Source organism: Paenibacillus sp. GYB003 (assembly GCF_036577625.1).
In the GTDB taxonomy this organism is placed as follows: domain Bacteria; phylum Bacillota; class Bacilli; order Paenibacillales; family NBRC-103111; genus Paenibacillus_AB.
On the sequence record NZ_JARBDC010000069.1, the window covers coordinates 1 to 16,795 of the forward strand.

Here is a 16,795-nt window from a genome sequence, read left to right on the forward strand (position 1 = left end):
AACTTTTCTTGCTCTTCCACCGTTAAACGAACAGGGTTTTGGATTGGACGCATCTATGGATACCTCTTTTTAGCACTAATATACCATATCCATCCAATCTATACTATTAGAGTTGAGAGAGTACTAGGTATAGTTTATTGTTTACATTTTGTTGACCGATCCATGAGAACCAGACTATCACTTGATAGGCAACCAATACATACAGGACGTACACCATTCTGAATTTTAAATGCAGCCCGCACTTTTCTTTGAAAAAAGCTATCAAAAAGTGCAGAAATGCAATGGCGATGCACGGCAAAGCTATGCCTAGCATTAATTTTGCAATTCCATCCCCCCTTGCGGAGGCGGCTAAACTCATAAACGTCACTCCGACATTAAGAAACAGAATGGATAATATCTTAGCGGATCGGGAGTTTCGAACCTTTATGTAGAGTAGAAGCGCTACCGAAAAACATATAATCTCGGCCAAAATCGGTAAAACATCGCGTTTCAAAGAATTTTTCACTTCTTTTAACCCTACTTGTATAGACTGCCCGTCCCGGATCACCTCCAGAGTATCAACCTGTTCAACCGCTCTCCACTTCGTAATGGTCATGTGTTGATCCGGGTGATTGCCATTAACTTTGTCGATAATATCTCCAATCCGAACATCCAATCCCTTTACTTCATCCTCTAACGATCTTACTACCCATTGACTACTTTCGGTTTGGTTAACGTATATACCAAGGAAAGGGTACTTTAGATGAAGATAGCCGAACCACAGCTGCAGAGCTAACAGAAAGATAATGCCTATTGAAAAATAAAATGTTCGCATCAATAAATATCACCTTCCATTTTTAACCTTATAATACGTATAATAATAGTGTAATCTATTTGAAACGAATTGAGGAGGGTTTATATGCAAACCATTACTTGGTCGTCCGACTTACAGGCATCGGTACGGAAAACAAAAAATCGTTCTTCCCTTGTTACTCATGGACCATTGACTTCTCTGGAACAAAAAACTTTAAAGAACGTTCTCAACAAAACACATTCCAGAAGACCTGAGAACGAGCCTCGTTATCTTTGGATATAATTGAGACAAAGCCAGGATCCGCAATATCGGATCCTGGCTTATACTATGCCTGCTCCCCCCGACAAGCCTCAACAAATTGCTCGAACAACTTCCGCGAAACGTCGTCGACGCCGGCCGTATCTTCGGGGTGCCACTGCACGCCTACGACGAAGCGGGCGGACTCGCATTCGATCGCTTCGACGATGCCGTCTTCCGCCTTGGCGGTGACGCGCATGCCCGGGGCGACGTCCTTGACCGCCTGGTGATGGAAGCTGTTCGTCTTGAATTCGGCCGCGCCGGCTATGCGTCCGATCCTGCTGTCCGCCTCGGCCCGGACGCGGTGGGACAAATGGCTCCGCGGCGCATTCTGGCTGTGCTTCAGCGCCCGGCACTGCGAGTACACGTCTTGGTACAAGCTGCCGCCCAAGGCGACGTTAAGCACTTGAAGCCCGCGGCAAATGGCGAAGATCGGCTTCTGCTCCGCCATATATTCGCGGATTAGGAGCAGCTCCTGCCGGTCCCGTTCGGGCGTAATGCGCCCGAGCTGCGGCAGCGGCTGTTCGCCGTAATAGTCCGGATCGATATCCGGCCCGCCGCTGAGCAGCAGGCCGTGCGTCGCTCCGCACAGCGTCCGGACTTCCTCATCTCCCAGCCCGAACGGCACGATGACGGGAATGCCCCCCGCCTTCAAAATCCATTCGGAATACGCATGCTTAAGTCCGGCATACTCGTCCTCGCAATTGGCCGTTACGGCAATGATCGGTTTCATCCGTTTCCCCTCCGCGTCGTTCGATCGTTCCACTCAATTTGGTTATACATGATGCCCCGGATCGTGTAAACTGTTTCCAAGATGTAAAAGATGAAGCAAAGGGGAGGGACCGGTACGATGAAATTCGTTTTGCTGTTCGGACCGCAGGCCGTCGGGAAGATGACGGTCGGTCAGGAGCTGGCGAAAAGAACCGGCTTGAAGCTGTTCCACAATCATATGAGCATCGAGCTGGTCGCCCCGTTTTTCAGCTACGGCACGGCGCCCGGGAAACGGCTGGTGATGCTGATCCGCCGCGCGATATTCGAGGAAGTGGCGAACAGCGACCTGGACGGTTTGATTTTCACCTACGTCTGGTCGTTTGACAGTCGGGCCGATTGGGATTATGTCGAGGAAGTATGCCGCATATTCGAGTCCAAGGGCGGCGACGTTTATTTTGTCGAGCTGGAGGCCGATCCGGAAATCAGGCTGGAACGCAATAAAAGCCCGCACAGACTGCTGCACAAGCCGACGAAACAGGATCTCGCGTTTTCCGAACGGGATTTGAAGCAGTCGATGGAACAAAAACGGCTGAACTCCCGGGACGGAGAAATCCGGAGAGCCCGTTACATGCGCATCGACAATTCGACGTTGAGCCCGGAGGCGGTCGCCGACATGATCAAGCAAAGGTTTGATTTGTAGAAAAAAAGAGGGAACCGGGCGATGCGCGCACCGTCCCGAATTCCCCGATTTGATCGCTCGCTCTCCCGCACCTACGAACGATCTTGAATCTTATTGTTCCAGCGCGACGTCGAACCCGACCTCGAACATGCGGCTCCACGGCAAATGCACGTCCTCGATCCGAACCCGCCCCGGACAGCCCTCCTGTACGTATTCGGCGAAAAATTGCTCGAGCTTCGCGCGGATGACCGCGTACACTTCGTCCTGCACGTGGGTCAGCTCGTAATAGCTCGCTCCGAGCTTCGGCAGCTCGTTATGGATGACGTCTTTGCGCACGATCGCCTGGTAGCCCCAATCCTCGATGAGGCGGAAATAGTAGTACGCCCGGCTGCGGTTCAGCCGCTCGGCCGAATCGCCCTCGCGCCCGCGATAATACGATTCGATCACCGCATGGGAGACGACGGTGCCCATCGTATTGCCCGACGTGTTCCACGCGGCGTACGCCGCGATGTCGTGCAGCAGGCCGGCTCGGCTGACCAGCTTCATGAACGGATGATCCGAGCCGTTGCTGACGGCGACGTCGGCCAACGCGACCAGATGCCCTTCGCGAACGTAATGGCGGATCGCCTGGACGAACTCCCTCGTGTTCGTTTCCGAGAAATAGGAGCGGTGCCGCTGCCCGTACGGCGTCGAGCATTCGGCCATCTCCTTCTGGCCGACGGGCGGCGAGTTCGTCATCAGGATGAAGTCGGTGCCGCACGAATTGTCGTGAGCGACCGCTCCGGCCGCCGTCAAATGCGACTTGATGCTTTCGCCGAGCGAGCGATCCTCGTATTTCGGCACGACGAACGGGCCGTGAACGGAGGAATAGCGGACGAACGCTTTCGGCACGTAGCCTTTCGCCTCGCAAAACGCCCGCGCGAACAGCGTGCAGCCGATTTCGTCCGCGCCCGGATAAATCATGATTTTGTCGCCGAGATCGAGCTCCTCCGCGAGCAGCGACAGCTTGCGCTGCTCCATCGGGCTGAAGCCGTACTTCGAATTGTCGTCCAGCGGGATGATCAGGAAATCGATCACGCCGTCGCGGACCAGCTTCATCGTCTCCCGGTTGACGAACGCGTTCGTCCCGCGCCGGGTTAAAAAGTCGGACAGCACCTCCGTCGGAATCGCCGCCGTCACGGACGCCAGCTTCGCCGTCTCCGCTTCGTCCAGCCGCTCCTGCTCCGCCTTGTCGGTCAGCCAGCCGTACGTATAAATTTCGTTGCCGTAATCCGCATAGTAGTCCGGCTCCTCCTCCGAGCTGGAATACGCCGGCACGCGGGTAATCAGGTTGAACGCGTATATGCGCAAGCGGGGATTGCTTCGCTTCAGTTCGGCAAGTACGCCGAGACGCTCTTTGCAGACGTCTTCCGACGTATGGTGCAGCCGCGACGGGACGATGCCTCCGTGCACGAGCATGTCGATCGACACGATCAGACTGTCCGCGCCTTCGGCGGCGCCGGTCAGCCAGTCGCGCACGGCGCCGGTATCGGCGGGCGTCTTTTTGCGCCCGAGCAGGCCGATGTCGGGCACCTCCAGCGTCAGGTCGGTCATGGAAGCCAAATATTGCGGGTAGCGGTAATTGCACGGCCTTTCGTCGAGCGGAACGTATACGATTTTGGGCATGATGTCTCTCCTAGCGCATGATGATATAGAGCATTTTTTCTTTTAAGAACAAAACTTTGGAGAATAACTCCATTCTATCACGTGCGCGCCGCCAGGAAAAGCGACGCCTCGACGTCCGCTAAAATAAAAATCGGCGCCGCATCGGCTTCAGGATACGCCGGACTCCTTTACCAGATATCCGAGCCGAATACGCGAACGGACGCGACGTGCTTGTCTTTCCCCGCTATGTTACGATAAGTATTGCGCCCGATTCGTATGGGCATATTGCGATAGTAGAACCGATCCGAAAAGGAGTGAAGCCGAATGAGGACGACCCGAATCGCCGCTCCGCTGCTGCTCGCGATGCTGCTTGCGGCCGGATGCGCCGGCTCGACCAAGCCGAACGAAGCGTCGCCGGATACGGGGCAGCGGCCGGAAACGGCGGCTCCCGCGCCGGAAGATCCGATCCGGACCAAGTTGAATGCGATGACGCTCGACCAGAAGCTCGGGCAAATGGTCATTGCCGGTATCGACGGAACGGAAGCGGGCGAGCAAGCGAAAAGCTTGATCGCGAACGATTACGTCGGCGGCTTTATTTTATACAAGCCGAACATCGAATCGACGGCGCAGACGGTTCGGCTGCTGAACGGCTTGAAGGAGGCGAACCGCGCCAATCCGGCCCCGCTGCTGCTGAGCGTCGATCAGGAGGGCGGCCGGGTGAACCGGATGCCGGGCTCCTTCGTCTCCGTCCCGGCGAGCCGGGATATCGCCAAATCCGGCGACAGCAAAAAGGCGCGGGCGATCGGCGAAGCGATCGGCGACCAGGTCCGCGCGCTCGGCTTCAACGTCAATTTCGCGCCGGTATTCGACGTCGACAGCAACCCGAACAACCCGGTGATCGGCAGCCGGTCGTTCGGCTCGAAGGCGTCGGTCGTCGCTTCGTTCGCCGCCGAAGAAATGGCCGGTCTGCGCGCCAAGCGGGTCATTCCCGTCGCGAAGCATTTTCCCGGACACGGCGACACCTCCGTCGACTCCCATCTCGAGCTGCCCGTCGTCGCCAAAACGGCGGACGAGCTGCGGAAGCTGGAGCTCGTTCCGTTCGCCGAAGCGATCCGCGCGAAAGCCGACATGGTGATGGTCGCGCACATTTTGCTGCCGCAGCTCGATCCCGACCGCCCTTCGTCGATGTCGTCCAACATTATAACGGAGCTGCTGCGGAACGAGATGGGCTTCGACGGCGTCGTCATTACCGACGATATGACGATGGGCGCCATTTTGAAGCATTACGATCTCGGGCAGGCGGCCGTTCAATCGGTGAAAGCCGGCGCCGATATCGTGCTCGTCGCCCACGATTACGCCAAGGCGAAACAAACGCTCGCCGCGCTGAAGCAAGCGGCGCAATCCGGCGTAATCGCGGCGGACGCCATCGACCGGAGCGTTTACCGCATCCTTGCGCTTAAGGACCGCTACAAGCTGAGCGACGCCCCGTCCGGCCCCGTCGACGAGAGCGCGATCAACGCGGAGCTCAAAAAGGCGATCGGCGGTCCGTGACGTACGGATCCGCACAGCAACGCGATTCTGCGATGCATGTTCCGTCGGGGGGCCGCGCCGCCCCCTCCCAAAACCTCGACATATCGACTGGATTGCCCGGCACCCTGGATCCGGCTACGCCTCCAAACGAAAAAACGCTTCTCTGCCTTCGACGATCGACCGGGACGAGACGAACAGAAACGTCTGGTTAATGCCCGTAAACTGCTCCACGTATTCCGACAGCGCCTCGTACGCCTGATAATACGGAAACAAAACGTACGGCGATTCCCCTTCCCCCGCATGCAGCAGCTCCGGCCGGAGCGCCTTACGCATCAGGCCGGAATGAATTTTGCGGCCGCGCATGACGCGCTCCTGCAGCCGGACGGTCAGCCCGATCGCGCGAATAAGACGCTGCCGTTCGGGACTGGCGAGGTCGGCTTTTTGCAGCGCCTTCGCCAAATCGCGCACGCGCTCGATCATCGTCTCATACGTGCGGAACAGCTCCCCCGGCTCGACCGGATCTTTCCGGTTCAGCCAGCGGTCTTCGCGGATCAGGGCGGATATTTCTTTCCCCGACTCGATGTAAGACCGCACCTCCTCGATTTGCAGGCGCATTTGCGGCCTGTACGGCGTCATGCGGCCGACCATCAAATCGTGCTGGATGTAGTAAAGGAGCGTGCGCAGCATGCTTTCCGACTTCATGAGCAGCACTTCCTCCCGTTCCCGGTGAACCGGCTTGCGGATCATATTGACGGCCGTGCCGACGAGCATGCCGATGATGACGAGCATGAGCTGATGATAGGCGGCGTTGCCGTGCAACTCGTCGGACGTTCCGATCGTATTGACGGCCACGATGACGGCCAGCGTGAGCGATGCCGTTTGTCGCAGCTTGACGTGAACGGCCATAATGAGCAGGGCGACGCCGGCAATGACAAGCGAATAGTCTCCGATGACGAGCGCGGCGCAAATCGAGAGCAGCGCGGCGAACAAAGCGCTGGCCAGATGCGACAATGTATGCTTCAGCGACCGGTACACCGAAGGCTGAACGGCGAGCATCGAGATGATGCCGGCGAAATGATCCGGCTCCAAATGCAGAAGACGGGCAACCGCAATGCTGATCGCGATTGAAATGACCGTTTTGACGACGCGAAGACCGACCAACATTCAAACCTCCACCTTTCCGCACGAATTATGTCATATATCATAACACAAAACCGAATGAACGGAACGAACATTTTGTTTAGCGTCATGTTATATGACATAAACATTTCGTGAGATGCGTTCGGATGCTCCCTTGGCGTGCATGTGGAGATGGTTTTTCGGACATACGGCTAACGAACCGAGCGATCGTTATCGGATTCGAATACGGGGGTTTGAAATTGCAGCGAACTCCATTGTCGTTATTTCCGGCAAATCGGCTCGTTTTCTTCCATTTTCGGCTCGATAACGATGTCTCGATTCGTTAGCCTGGAAAACGTTCGTTTTTCCGCCGATAAGCATGCTGCAGTTCGTTGGCCATCGCCCCGGATCCGCCCGGTCGCCGAGATATCGTCAAAAAATAAAGCTTCCCAAACGGCAAAGCCGTCAAGGAAGCCTTCTATGATGCAGGCGCGGTTGCGAATCGCCCTATTCTCCAACTATGCCGGCCGGACGCCGTTTCCGGTTCACGCCCCGATACGTTGCCGGTTCCGGCCGAGCTGCCGCATCGCGACAAATCCGGCCCCTCCGACGAAGCAGAGCAGCGCGGCGATCCGAAACAGAAGCGGAAACCCGGCATGATCGATCAGCCAGCCGCCGAAATTGCTCGCGATCAGCACGGCCATGCTCGTGTACACCATGCTGAACAGCGTTTGCGCCGTCGTCTTCCAGCCGTCCGGGCATAAGTCGTTCGCGCATTGGACGCCGGCGGCGTAAAAGAGCGCGAACGTAACGCCCTGCAGCGGCTGGCTGAGAAGCAGCACCGCCAGCGGCGGATCGAACGAAACGATGCACAGCCGCAGCGCCGCCGTAAAGGCGCCCACCGCCAGCATCGCGCGATAGCCGAACCGTTCCGACAGCCGCGCGGCGAAAATGAAAAACGGCAGCTCGGACAAGGCCGATACGGCCGTCAGCCAGCCGATTTTTTCCGAAACGTTGCCGCCCGTCGAGCCGAGATAAACGGAGAAAAAGACGCTGAAGCTTTGCGTTCCGCAGGCGACCAGCAGCACAAGCAGCAAAAACGCCGCGAACTTTTTGTCGCGGAGCAGCTTGCCGACGTCGCGCAGCGAAGCCGACTTGCGCACGCCGCCTTTTTCGAGCACGAGCGTGATCGCGAACACGACGACCATGAACGCCATATAAAATGCAAACATATGCCGAATGCCGATATGCGTGTACAGCATGCCGATCGGCGAAACCGTGAGGGCGAAGCCGATCGAGCCCCAAACCCGCGCCGCGCCGTACGTTTGCCGGTGCTTCTGCGCGTGCGCGACCGCGATCGCGTCGGACAGCGGCACCATCGGCGAGTTGAACACGGCCAGCGCGACCGCCGTCGCCGCGTACAGGGCGAAGCCTCCGCCGGTCGAATAGCCGAACGCGATCGCCGGTACGGCGAGGCTGCACAGCATAAGCACCGCTTTCTCGATCCCGTGCTTGTCGCACAGCAGCCCCCACACCGGCTGCACGAACAGGGCGACGAGCGGGCCGATCGCGTACAGCGCCCCGATTTGCTGATTCGTTAGGCCGACCTCGCGGAACCAATAGCCGAGAAACGGCGAATACGAAGCGGCCGCCGCGAAAAAAAAGAAGTAGTAAACGTGAGGCGCGTACTGATGCAAGCGGTTCATGCCGGTCAGCTCCATCCGATGTTCGTCCCGACTGGCAAGCCGGGCCCGTCTTCCGGTGCTAACGATACCACGGCCTCTCGGACCCGTCAATACGCCAAATCGCCGCGGCCTGAGCAGCTCGCGACAGACGACGTTCGGAACCGGAAAAGGCCGCAGCGAACCAAACGGCCGGAAAACGTCCCGCTATTTTCGCCCGTTCCCCCAACAAGTGTCTAAATCGGCGAAATATGCTATGCTTGTGCTTACTACAATATTTGACGAGGAACCCGAACTTATGAATCTATTGACCGCGGAACGACTGAGCAAAAGCTTCGGCATGAAGCGCCTGTTCGAGGACGTCTCGCTTTCGATCGGCGAAGGCGAAAAAATCGGCCTGATCGGCGTCAACGGCACCGGCAAATCGACGCTGCTGAAAACGATCGCCGGCGCGGAGCCGCCCGACGAAGGAACGATCGCCGTCCGCAACGGCATTACGATCGAATATTTGCCGCAAAATCCGCCGTTCGACGACGAGGCGACCGTACTCGGGCAGCTTTTCGCCGGAGCTTCCCCCCTCATGTTGCTGCTGCGCGAATACGAAAGCGCCATGGACCGGCTCGAGAAGGGCGAAAGCGGCCCGGAGCTGCAGAAGCTGCTGCTCGGGCTGACCGCGCGGATGGACGCCGCGGACGCCTGGCACGTCGAGCACGAGGCGAAGCGCATCCTCGGCAAGCTCGGCATCGACGACTTCGCCGCGCGCATGGGCACGCTTTCCGGCGGCAGGCGCAAGCGCGTCGCCTTGGCCGGCGCGCTGATCCGGCCCGCCGATCTGCTTATCCTGGACGAGCCGACGAACCATATCGACACGGCGACGGTCGATTGGCTGGAGCAGCATTTGTCCAGGTCGAAATCGGCGATGCTGCTCATAACGCACGACCGCTATTTTCTCGACCGGGTTTGCAGCCGCATCGTCGAGCTGGAGGGCGGGAAGCTGTACGGCTACGAAGGCAGCTACAACGTCTTTCTCGAGCAAAAGGCGGAGCGAATGGCCCGGCTGCAGGCTTCCGAGCAAAAGCGGCAAAACCTGTTGCGCCGCGAGCTGGCCTGGATTCGGAGGGGCGCCAAAGCGCGGTCGACGAAGCAGAAGGCGCGAATCGAACGATTCGAGCAGCTGCGCCAAGACGCCCCGGAGACGGCCGCGCCGCCGATCGACATCGCGCTGCCCAGCGCCCGGCTCGGCAAAAAAGTGGTCGAGCTGGATCGCGTCTCGAAGGCGTACGACGGCCGCGAGGTCATCCGCTCGTTCGGCCATATCGTCCGGCCCGGCGACCGGATCGGCATCGTCGGCCCGAACGGGGCCGGCAAATCGACGCTGCTGAAGCTGATCGCCGGCAAGCTGCAGCCGGATTCCGGGACGATCGACATCGGGCCTACGGTCCGAATCGGCATGTTTTCGCAGGAAAACGAAGAGCTGGACGAAACGAAGCGGGTGATCGAGTATATACGCGAAGCGGCGGAGCAAGTCCGCACGTCGGACGGCGAGACGATCGGCGCCTCGCAAATGCTGGAGCGTTTCTTGTTCCCGCCTTCGGCGCAATGGACGAAAATCGCCGACTTGTCCGGCGGCGAGAAGCGGAGACTGTTTTTGCTGCGCATTTTGATGGAAGCGCCGAACGTCCTGCTTCTCGACGAGCCGACAAACGACCTGGACATCCAGACGCTGTCCGTGCTCGAGGACTATTTGGAGCGGTTTCCGGGCGCCGTCCTGATCGTCTCGCACGACCGCTATTTTTTGGACCGGACGATCCAAACGCTGCTCGTCGCCGAAGGCGACGGGACGTTTTCCCGTCATGCCGGCACGTTCTCGGAATACCGGGAGCGGCTCGAAGAGCTGCAGCCGTCCGCCCCGTCCGGCAAGCCGGCGACGCCCGCCCCCGCTTCCCCCGCCGCTGCCGCCGGCGATCCGGGCGACGGCAGGCCGAAGGAGAAAGCGCTCAAGTTTTCGTTCAAGGAGCAGAAGGAATTCGAGCAGATCGACGACACGATCGCCGAAGCGGAGCGGGCGCTGCGCGGCGTCTCCGACGAGATCGCGGAGGCCGGCGGCGACTACGAGAAGCTGCTCCGCCTGACCGAGCGTCACCGCGGGCTCGAAGCCGAGCTGGAACGGCTGCTCGAGCGGTGGACGTATTTGAACGATTTGGCGGAGCGGATCGAGAAGCAAAAAAACGGATCGCACTGAAGCTTTCGTATCGGGAGGTTCGACGCATGGAACAACCGGCGTTCCATATACGCAGCTTTATCGGCACGTTCAATGAAGACTGGTACGACGTCGGCTTTCATCAAAACACGACGCTTGAAATCGAAATCGTTTTGGAGGGCCGCGGTCTGTTCGAATGGCCGGAGCGCAAGGTGTACATCGAAACCGGCCACGTGGTCGTCATTCCGCCCGGCATTTCGCACCGGTTCGCCGCCGTCACGAAGGTCCGCTTCGGGGTGTTTCATTTGCAGGGGATGCCTACCGACCTGCAGGAGGTCGTCGACAAGCTGGCCTGCGGCTACGACCAGCCGCGCATATACGCGATGTCGCGCATCGACCGCGACCGGTTCGAGAAGCTGTTTCGCGAATGGCTGCGCGTGCTCGCCTCCCCGCTGAAAGACCGGGAGCGCACGCACGCCGTCTGGGCCGAGCTGCTGCTGCTGTACATGCACGAGCACGCCCAGACGGATTTGCAGGCGATGACGATTACGAAAGCGGCCGATTTCCTGCGCGAAAATTTGAGCCACAACGTCCAAATGTCCGACCTCGCCGAGCTGACCGGCCTGACGGTCGCCGGCTTTCGCCGGACGTTCGAGAAAATATACCGGCTCAGTCCGAAGCAGTACCAGCAGCAATGCCGGATGCAGGAAGCGAAATGGCTGCTCAGCGCGACGGACAAAGATTTGAACGAGATCGCCGAGCAGGTCGGCTTCCACCGGCTCCATTCGTTTTCCCAATGGTTCAAAAGCGTCGAGGGCGCCTCCCCGTCCCTTTGGCGCAAACGGCAAAAGACGATGCACGGCTACGAAGGCCGTCCGTAAACCGCTCCGTTTCCGGCGGCAGCCGCTTCTTGCGGCAACCCGGCGGCACCCGCTTGCGACACCCGTCTCGACGGGTGTTTTTTTGCGTAAATTCCGTTTCCATTTCGATAAATACAATTCCGCGCCGATCCTCTATCCTTGTTCGTGTAACGTTACCGCAAACGAGGAGGAGCCGTAAATGGACAAAGTAAGAATCGGATTTATCGGCGTCGGCGGCATGGCGGAGCATCATATCAAGACGCTGCGGAAATTGGACGGCGTCGAGCTGACGGCCGTATACGACATCAACGCCGAACGCGCGGCCCAAATTCGCGACGCCTACGGTCCCGAAGTATTCGCCGGCGAGCGGGAGCTGCTCGACTCGGGCAAGGTGGATGCCGTCTTTTTGTGCACGCCGCCGTTCGCCAGAGGAAACATCGAAGAGCAGATCGCGGCGCGAGGCATCCATCTGCTCGCGGAGAAGCCGGTCGGACTCGATCTGGAGACGGCCCGGCGAATCGGCGGCATGATCGCCGCATCGGGCATCATCAATTCTTCCGGCTACTGCTTGCGGTATTTGGAAACGGTGCAGAAGGCGAAGCAGTATCTCGCCGGCAAACAGGTGAACATGGTGCTTTCGTACCGGATCGGCGGCTTGCCGCCGGCGAAATGGTGGGCCCAGCTGGACAAGTCCGGCGGTCAAATCGTCGAGCAGGCGACGCATCAGGTCGATTTGATCCGCTATTTGGCCGGCGAGTTCGACCAGGTTCAATCGTTTTACGCCCAGCGCTCCATTCGCGGCATCGACCCGCAAGCGACGATTCCGGACGTCGGCGTCGTCAGCTTCACGATGCGCTCCGGCGCGGTCGGCTCGTTCGCCAACACGAGCGTATCGCCTCATTTCGGCCGCGGCGACGTGGAAATATTCGGACCGGGCTACTACTTGGCGATTAAAGGCCATACGCTGACGATCCATGACGCCGATCAAAAAACGACGGAAAAATGCGAAACCGACTTTTATCTCGAGCAGGACCGCGCCTTTATCGAAGCGATCCGGACCGGCCGGCAGGAGCTCGTGCTCGGCAGCTTCGCGGAAGCGGTCGAAACGCTCGGGGCAACGCTTGCCTTCGGCGAAACGAAATTCGTCGCGGATCCGGTAGCCGCCGGCTGACATCGTAACGGGGAGGAACGAGTCCAATATGCTGAAAAGCGTCAACCAGTGGTGCTTTCCGGAAGGAACGCCGCTTCCGAAGCTGTTCGAAATAAGCCGCGACGCCGGCTTCGACGCGGTCGAGCTGAACGTGTACGCGGCAGGCGCGCCGGCCGGCTTCACGATGGAAACGACCCCGGCCGAAGCCGATGCGATCGCGAAGCTCGCCGGCGATTACGGCCTGAAGCTGCGCAGCGTCTCGACCGGGCTGATGGGCCGCAATCCGCTGTCTTCGCCCGATCCGGCCGTACGCGAGCAGGGACGCGCGGTCGTGAAGAAGCAGCTGGAGCTGTGCGAGCGCATCGGAGCGGATACGGCGCTCGTCGTGCCCGGCGTCGTCAACGCGACGTCGTCGTACGACACGTGCTACGAGAACAGCCGCGGCGAGCTGGAGAAGCTTATTCCAGAGGCGGAGAAGCGCGGCGTCAAAATCGCCGTCGAGAACGTATGGAACAAATTTTTGCTGTCACCGCTCGAAATGAAACGGTACGTCGACGAGCTGAATTCGCCGAATGTCGGCGTCTACTTCGACGTCGGCAACATTTTGCTGTACGGCTTCCCGCAGCAATGGATCCGCATTCTCGGCAGCCGCATTTTCAAAGTGCACGTCAAAGATTTCAAAACGTCCGTCGGCAACCACGGCGGCTTCGTCCCGCTCATGGCGGGCGACGTCAACTGGCCGGAAGTGGTCGCCGCCTTGAACGAAATCGGCTATACGGATACGCTGACCGCCGAAATCGGCATTTACGGCTCCAACCCGTATCAAGCGGTGTACGACACCGCCCGGCAGCTTGACGCCATTATATCGGGAAAAGCCGGCTAAAAAAATTGCGCAAAAAAACGGAGCTGCCCCGGCAGCTCCGTTTTTTTGTCCTGCATCAGCCTTCCGTCGTCGCGATTCGGCGTTCGGAGCTTCGACGCTCCTCCCCCGCTTGCTTACCGCACGATGTACCAGACAAGCGCCAAACAGGCGACCAGCGTCGCAGCCGCGTAAAACAGCGTCAAACGAAGCGTGTTTTTCCCTGTCCTCGTATCGTATTGCGGATTCCCCTCTTTATTTTGCTTCGAGTTTCCGATCCACACCGTCGCGATGCCGGCAAACGCAATCAAGGCGATCAGAAGGACTACAACCGGCGCGTTCACGGCAATCGCCCGCCTTTCCGTTCGTAATGGTCCGACTATCCTTCTATTGTACAGCAGAACCGCCGAAAATAAACCGCTCGCCATATGAACGTTTTATGAACCGGAAACGGCTGCCATTTCATACCTCCGTTATGACGAGCCGCAATGACGGACCGGACCCGCGCAAGAAGCGGCTCTCGTCCGGCCGGCATAACCATTGTATTTGCGGCGCGGCGCGGACTATAATAGGTGAGTAGCGCGGGCTGACTACCATTTCTGTTAAAAGGGTGCACTATGAGCATATTAACCGTAAAACATTTGAGCCACGGCTTCGGCGACCGGGCCATTTTCAACGACGTCTCGTTCCGGCTGCTGAAGGGCGAGCATATCGGACTGATCGGAGCGAACGGCGAAGGCAAATCGACATTTATGAACATCGTGACCGGCAAGCTGCAGCCGGACCAAGGGAAGATCGAATGGGCGAAGCGGGTGCGCGTCGGGTATTTGGATCAGCACGCCGTGCTGCAAAAAGGGATGACGATCCGCGACGCGCTCAAGACGGCGTTCGCCTATTTATTCGAGCTGGAAGCGGAAATGAACGGCCTGTACGAGAAAATGGGCGAGGCGACGCCGGAGCAGCTGGAGAAAATGCTCGAGGATGTCGGAACGATTCAAGATACGCTGACGAATCACGATTTTTATATGATCGACGCGAAGGTCGAAGAAATCGCCCGCGGCCTGGGGCTCGAAGAGATCGGCCTCGACCGGGACGTTCACGATTTGAGCGGCGGCCAGCGCACGAAGGTGCTGCTCGCCAAGCTGCTGCTGGAGAAGCCGGACATTTTGCTGCTGGACGAGCCGACCAACTATTTGGACGAGCAGCATATCGAATGGCTGAAACGGTATTTGAACGATTACGAGAACGCGTTTATCGTCATTTCGCACGACATTCCGTTTTTGAACAGCGTCATCAATCTGATCTATCATATGGAAAATCAGGAGCTGACCCGGTACGTCGGCGATTATAACGTGTTTCAGCAGCAGTACGAGGCGAAGAAGCTGCAGCTCGAGTCCGCCTACAAAAAGCAGCAGCAGGAAATCGCCGAGCTGAAAGATTTCGTCGCCCGCAACAAGGCGCGCGTGTCGACCCGCAACATGGCGATGTCGCGGCAAAAGAAGCTCGACAAGATGGACATTATCGAGCTGGCGAAAGAGAAGCCGAAGCCGGAATTCCGCTTTAAGGATGCGCGGGCGTCGGGCAAGCTCGTCGTCGAAACGCGACGGCTCGTCATCGGCTACGACGAGCCGCTGTCGAAGCCGCTCGATCTGCGCGTCGAGCGCGGGCAAAAGATTGCCCTCGTCGGCGCGAACGGAATCGGCAAAACGACGCTGATGCGCAGCATTCTCGGCGAAATCGCGCCGCTCGGCGGGTCGGTCGAGAAGGGCGAATATTTGCATATCGGCTACTTCGAGCAGGAGATGAAGGGCGACAACGGCCGTACGTGCATCGACGAGGTGTGGAACGAGTTCCCCGCGATGTCGCAGTTCGAGGTACGCGCGGCTTTGGCCAAATGCGGCTTGACGACGAAGCATATCGAGAGCCGCATCGAGGTGCTGAGCGGCGGCGAGAAAGCGAAGGTGCGTCTGTGCAAACTGATCAACAAGGAGACGAACTTGCTCGTGCTGGACGAGCCGACGAACCATTTGGACGTCGACGCGAAGGACGAGCTGAAGCGGGCGCTTCAGGCGTATAAGGGGACGATCCTGCTCATTTCCCACGAGCCGGAATTTTACCGCGACGTCGCGACCGACGTTTGGAACTGCGAGTCGTGGACGACGAAGGTGCTGTAAGTAAGAGCCTTCGGGAGCTTTTATTTTGGGACCGCGATTTCCAGCCAAACGACGTCCGCTATCTTAAAAACGAAAGCCTCGGATCCGATCCGGATTCGAGGCTTTCGTTTTCTTTGGGGCGGGCCGCCCCGGCATCGTTACGCCCGGGCCAGGCTGCCGCCGTTCCAATCGAATTGGAACAGCATGCCGAGGGCGAACATCGTCACGCTGACGGCGAGCGTCATTCCCCATTTTTTGCGCAGCTGCTCCCGGCCGCGGTACAGTCTCGTTTTGACCGTCGTGACCGGCAGGCCGAGCACTTCGCTGATCTCTTCGAGCGTCAGCTCGTTCAAATAATAGAGCGTGACGATCGTTTTATATTTGTCCGACAGCTTGTCGATCACTTTGCGAAGCTGGTCTTGAAACTCGTTCAGCAGCACCCGGTTTTCCGGCCCGATCTCGTCGCTCGTCAGCTTGTCGTAAAAAATGATTTCTTTATCGTCGTTAAACCCGGTATCGAGCGAGCGGACTTCTTTCTTTTTGCGCAGCAAATCGATGCACAAATTTTTGCCGATGCGAAAAATCCAGGTCGAGAACTTCTGCTTCTCGTCGTACTGGTTCAAATTCAAGTAAACCCGCATGAACGTTTCCTGCACGATATCCTCGGAGTCGTGCTGGTTGTGCAGCATCCGGAACGCGAGACGGTGCAGCTTATCCCGGTACATCTGAATCAGTTCCATAAACGCAGCGGAATCCCCGGTGCGGGACTGCCGAACGAGCGTAACCTCCGTCGCATGCATGACGCTTCCCCCTTCAATCGAAAGCCGATTCAACCTTGACTCCAGTATACCACAACGTTCGCAATTTCTTAAAATCGATCTTGCTTGCCGGCCGGGAAAAGATCGATTTAAAAAAATTTACGCTTTCGGCGAAATCTTAAAATAGACTTTAGCGAAGGGATAACGGTAAGAAAACGAGGATGAGCGCAAACCGTCGGCTTCCGAAACGTAACGGACGCCACGGCGCTTATTTCGCGAAAATCGGCCGTTTTCCAATCGTAACGGACACCACCTGCGCTTATTGGCTCCGAACAGCCGTCCAAAAGGAGTTTTTCGCCA

Annotated in this window: 14 protein-coding genes; 7 read left to right on the forward strand and 7 right to left on the reverse strand. The window is 58.2% G+C overall.

Annotation, left to right across the window (positions count from 1 at the left end):
• Positions 1-106: 106 nt before the first annotated feature.
• Positions 107-814: a hypothetical protein gene (locus PV407_RS21725; protein ID WP_332092093.1), complete on the reverse strand. Its 708-nt coding sequence runs from the start codon at positions 812-814 to the stop codon at positions 107-109.
• 304 nt (positions 815-1,118) lie between these two features.
• Positions 1,119-1,823 (reverse strand): gamma-glutamyl-gamma-aminobutyrate hydrolase family protein, encoded by a 705-nt coding sequence (locus tag PV407_RS21730; RefSeq protein WP_332092094.1) that lies wholly within the window; start codon positions 1,821-1,823, stop codon positions 1,119-1,121.
• Between the two features lie 117 nt (positions 1,824-1,940).
• On the opposite strand from PV407_RS21730, the gene PV407_RS21735 reads away from it, so the two are divergent.
• Positions 1,941-2,501, forward strand: a complete 561-nt coding sequence (locus PV407_RS21735; protein ID WP_332092095.1) for an AAA family ATPase — start codon at positions 1,941-1,943, stop codon at positions 2,499-2,501.
• A gap of 90 nt (positions 2,502-2,591) precedes the next feature.
• On the opposite strand, the gene PV407_RS21740 is transcribed toward PV407_RS21735, so the two are convergent.
• A complete protein-coding gene (locus tag PV407_RS21740) occupies positions 2,592-4,145 on the reverse strand; it encodes a DUF4127 family protein (protein WP_332092096.1) in 1,554 nt (517 codons plus the stop codon).
• A gap of 303 nt (positions 4,146-4,448) precedes the next feature.
• Here PV407_RS21740 and nagZ point away from each other — a divergent pair, with 303 nt between their 5' ends.
• A complete protein-coding gene (gene nagZ / locus PV407_RS21745; RefSeq protein ID WP_332092097.1) occupies positions 4,449-5,675 on the forward strand; it encodes a beta-N-acetylhexosaminidase in 1,227 nt (408 codons plus the stop codon).
• Between the two features lie 114 nt (positions 5,676-5,789).
• On the opposite strand, the gene PV407_RS21750 is transcribed toward nagZ, so the two are convergent.
• A complete protein-coding gene (locus tag PV407_RS21750; RefSeq protein WP_332092098.1) occupies positions 5,790-6,818 on the reverse strand; it encodes an aromatic acid exporter family protein in 1,029 nt (342 codons plus the stop codon).
• A gap of 500 nt (positions 6,819-7,318) precedes the next feature.
• Entirely contained in the window at positions 7,319-8,479 is a 1,161-nt protein-coding gene (locus PV407_RS21755) for an MFS transporter (protein ID WP_332092099.1), read from the reverse strand.
• 274 nt (positions 8,480-8,753) lie between these two features.
• Here PV407_RS21755 and PV407_RS21760 point away from each other — a divergent pair, with 274 nt between their 5' ends.
• The 4 genes from PV407_RS21760 (at position 8,754) to PV407_RS21775 (ending at position 13,548) form a co-directional block, all read left to right on the forward strand.
• Positions 8,754-10,697, forward strand: coding sequence for an ABC-F family ATP-binding cassette domain-containing protein (locus PV407_RS21760; protein ID WP_332092100.1), 1,944 nt, complete (start codon positions 8,754-8,756; stop codon positions 10,695-10,697).
• A 26-nt stretch (positions 10,698-10,723) separates the two neighbouring features.
• Positions 10,724-11,536 (forward strand): helix-turn-helix domain-containing protein, encoded by an 813-nt coding sequence (locus tag PV407_RS21765; RefSeq protein ID WP_332092101.1) that lies wholly within the window; start codon positions 10,724-10,726, stop codon positions 11,534-11,536.
• A 178-nt stretch (positions 11,537-11,714) separates the two neighbouring features.
• Positions 11,715-12,686 (forward strand): Gfo/Idh/MocA family protein, encoded by a 972-nt coding sequence (locus PV407_RS21770; RefSeq protein ID WP_332092102.1) that lies wholly within the window; start codon positions 11,715-11,717, stop codon positions 12,684-12,686.
• 28 nt (positions 12,687-12,714) lie between these two features.
• On the forward strand, positions 12,715-13,548 hold the full coding sequence (locus tag PV407_RS21775; RefSeq protein ID WP_332092103.1) for a sugar phosphate isomerase/epimerase family protein: 834 nt from the start codon (positions 12,715-12,717) through the stop codon (positions 13,546-13,548).
• Positions 13,549-13,661: 113 nt separating this feature from the next.
• Here the strand turns inward: PV407_RS21775 and PV407_RS21780 are convergent, their stop codons facing one another.
• On the reverse strand, positions 13,662-13,868 hold the full coding sequence (locus PV407_RS21780; protein WP_332092104.1) for a hypothetical protein: 207 nt from the start codon (positions 13,866-13,868) through the stop codon (positions 13,662-13,664).
• Positions 13,869-14,141: 273 nt separating this feature from the next.
• On the opposite strand from PV407_RS21780, the gene PV407_RS21785 reads away from it, so the two are divergent.
• Positions 14,142-15,698, forward strand: a complete 1,557-nt coding sequence (locus tag PV407_RS21785) for an ABC-F family ATP-binding cassette domain-containing protein (RefSeq protein WP_332092105.1) — start codon at positions 14,142-14,144, stop codon at positions 15,696-15,698.
• Between the two features lie 137 nt (positions 15,699-15,835).
• On the opposite strand, the gene sigW is transcribed toward PV407_RS21785, so the two are convergent.
• On the reverse strand, positions 15,836-16,477 hold the full coding sequence (gene sigW, locus PV407_RS21790) for an RNA polymerase sigma factor SigW (protein WP_332092106.1): 642 nt from the start codon (positions 16,475-16,477) through the stop codon (positions 15,836-15,838).
• Positions 16,478-16,795 lie beyond the last annotated feature (318 nt).

What these genes read in the sequence shown, in the direction of transcription:
- PV407_RS21725 (WP_332092093.1), bottom strand. Translation starts at nt 814, where the DNA reads ATGCGAACATTTTATTTTTCAATAGGCATTATCTTTCTGTTAGCTCTG.
- PV407_RS21730 (WP_332092094.1), bottom strand. Translation starts at nt 1,823, where the DNA reads ATGAAACCGATCATTGCCGTAACGGCCAATTGCGAGGACGAGTATGCC.
- PV407_RS21735 (WP_332092095.1), top strand. Translation starts at nt 1,941, where the DNA reads ATGAAATTCGTTTTGCTGTTCGGACCGCAGGCCGTCGGGAAGATGACG.
- PV407_RS21740 (WP_332092096.1), bottom strand. Translation starts at nt 4,145, where the DNA reads ATGCCCAAAATCGTATACGTTCCGCTCGACGAAAGGCCGTGCAATTAC.
- nagZ (WP_332092097.1), top strand. Translation starts at nt 4,449, where the DNA reads ATGAGGACGACCCGAATCGCCGCTCCGCTGCTGCTCGCGATGCTGCTT.
- PV407_RS21750 (WP_332092098.1), bottom strand. Translation starts at nt 6,818, where the DNA reads ATGTTGGTCGGTCTTCGCGTCGTCAAAACGGTCATTTCAATCGCGATC.
- PV407_RS21755 (WP_332092099.1), bottom strand. Translation starts at nt 8,479, where the DNA reads ATGAACCGCTTGCATCAGTACGCGCCTCACGTTTACTACTTCTTTTTT.
- PV407_RS21760 (WP_332092100.1), top strand. Translation starts at nt 8,754, where the DNA reads ATGAATCTATTGACCGCGGAACGACTGAGCAAAAGCTTCGGCATGAAG.
- PV407_RS21765 (WP_332092101.1), top strand. Translation starts at nt 10,724, where the DNA reads ATGGAACAACCGGCGTTCCATATACGCAGCTTTATCGGCACGTTCAAT.
- PV407_RS21770 (WP_332092102.1), top strand. Translation starts at nt 11,715, where the DNA reads ATGGACAAAGTAAGAATCGGATTTATCGGCGTCGGCGGCATGGCGGAG.
- PV407_RS21775 (WP_332092103.1), top strand. Translation starts at nt 12,715, where the DNA reads ATGCTGAAAAGCGTCAACCAGTGGTGCTTTCCGGAAGGAACGCCGCTT.
- PV407_RS21785 (WP_332092105.1), top strand. Translation starts at nt 14,142, where the DNA reads ATGAGCATATTAACCGTAAAACATTTGAGCCACGGCTTCGGCGACCGG.
- sigW (WP_332092106.1), bottom strand. Translation starts at nt 16,477, where the DNA reads ATGCATGCGACGGAGGTTACGCTCGTTCGGCAGTCCCGCACCGGGGAT.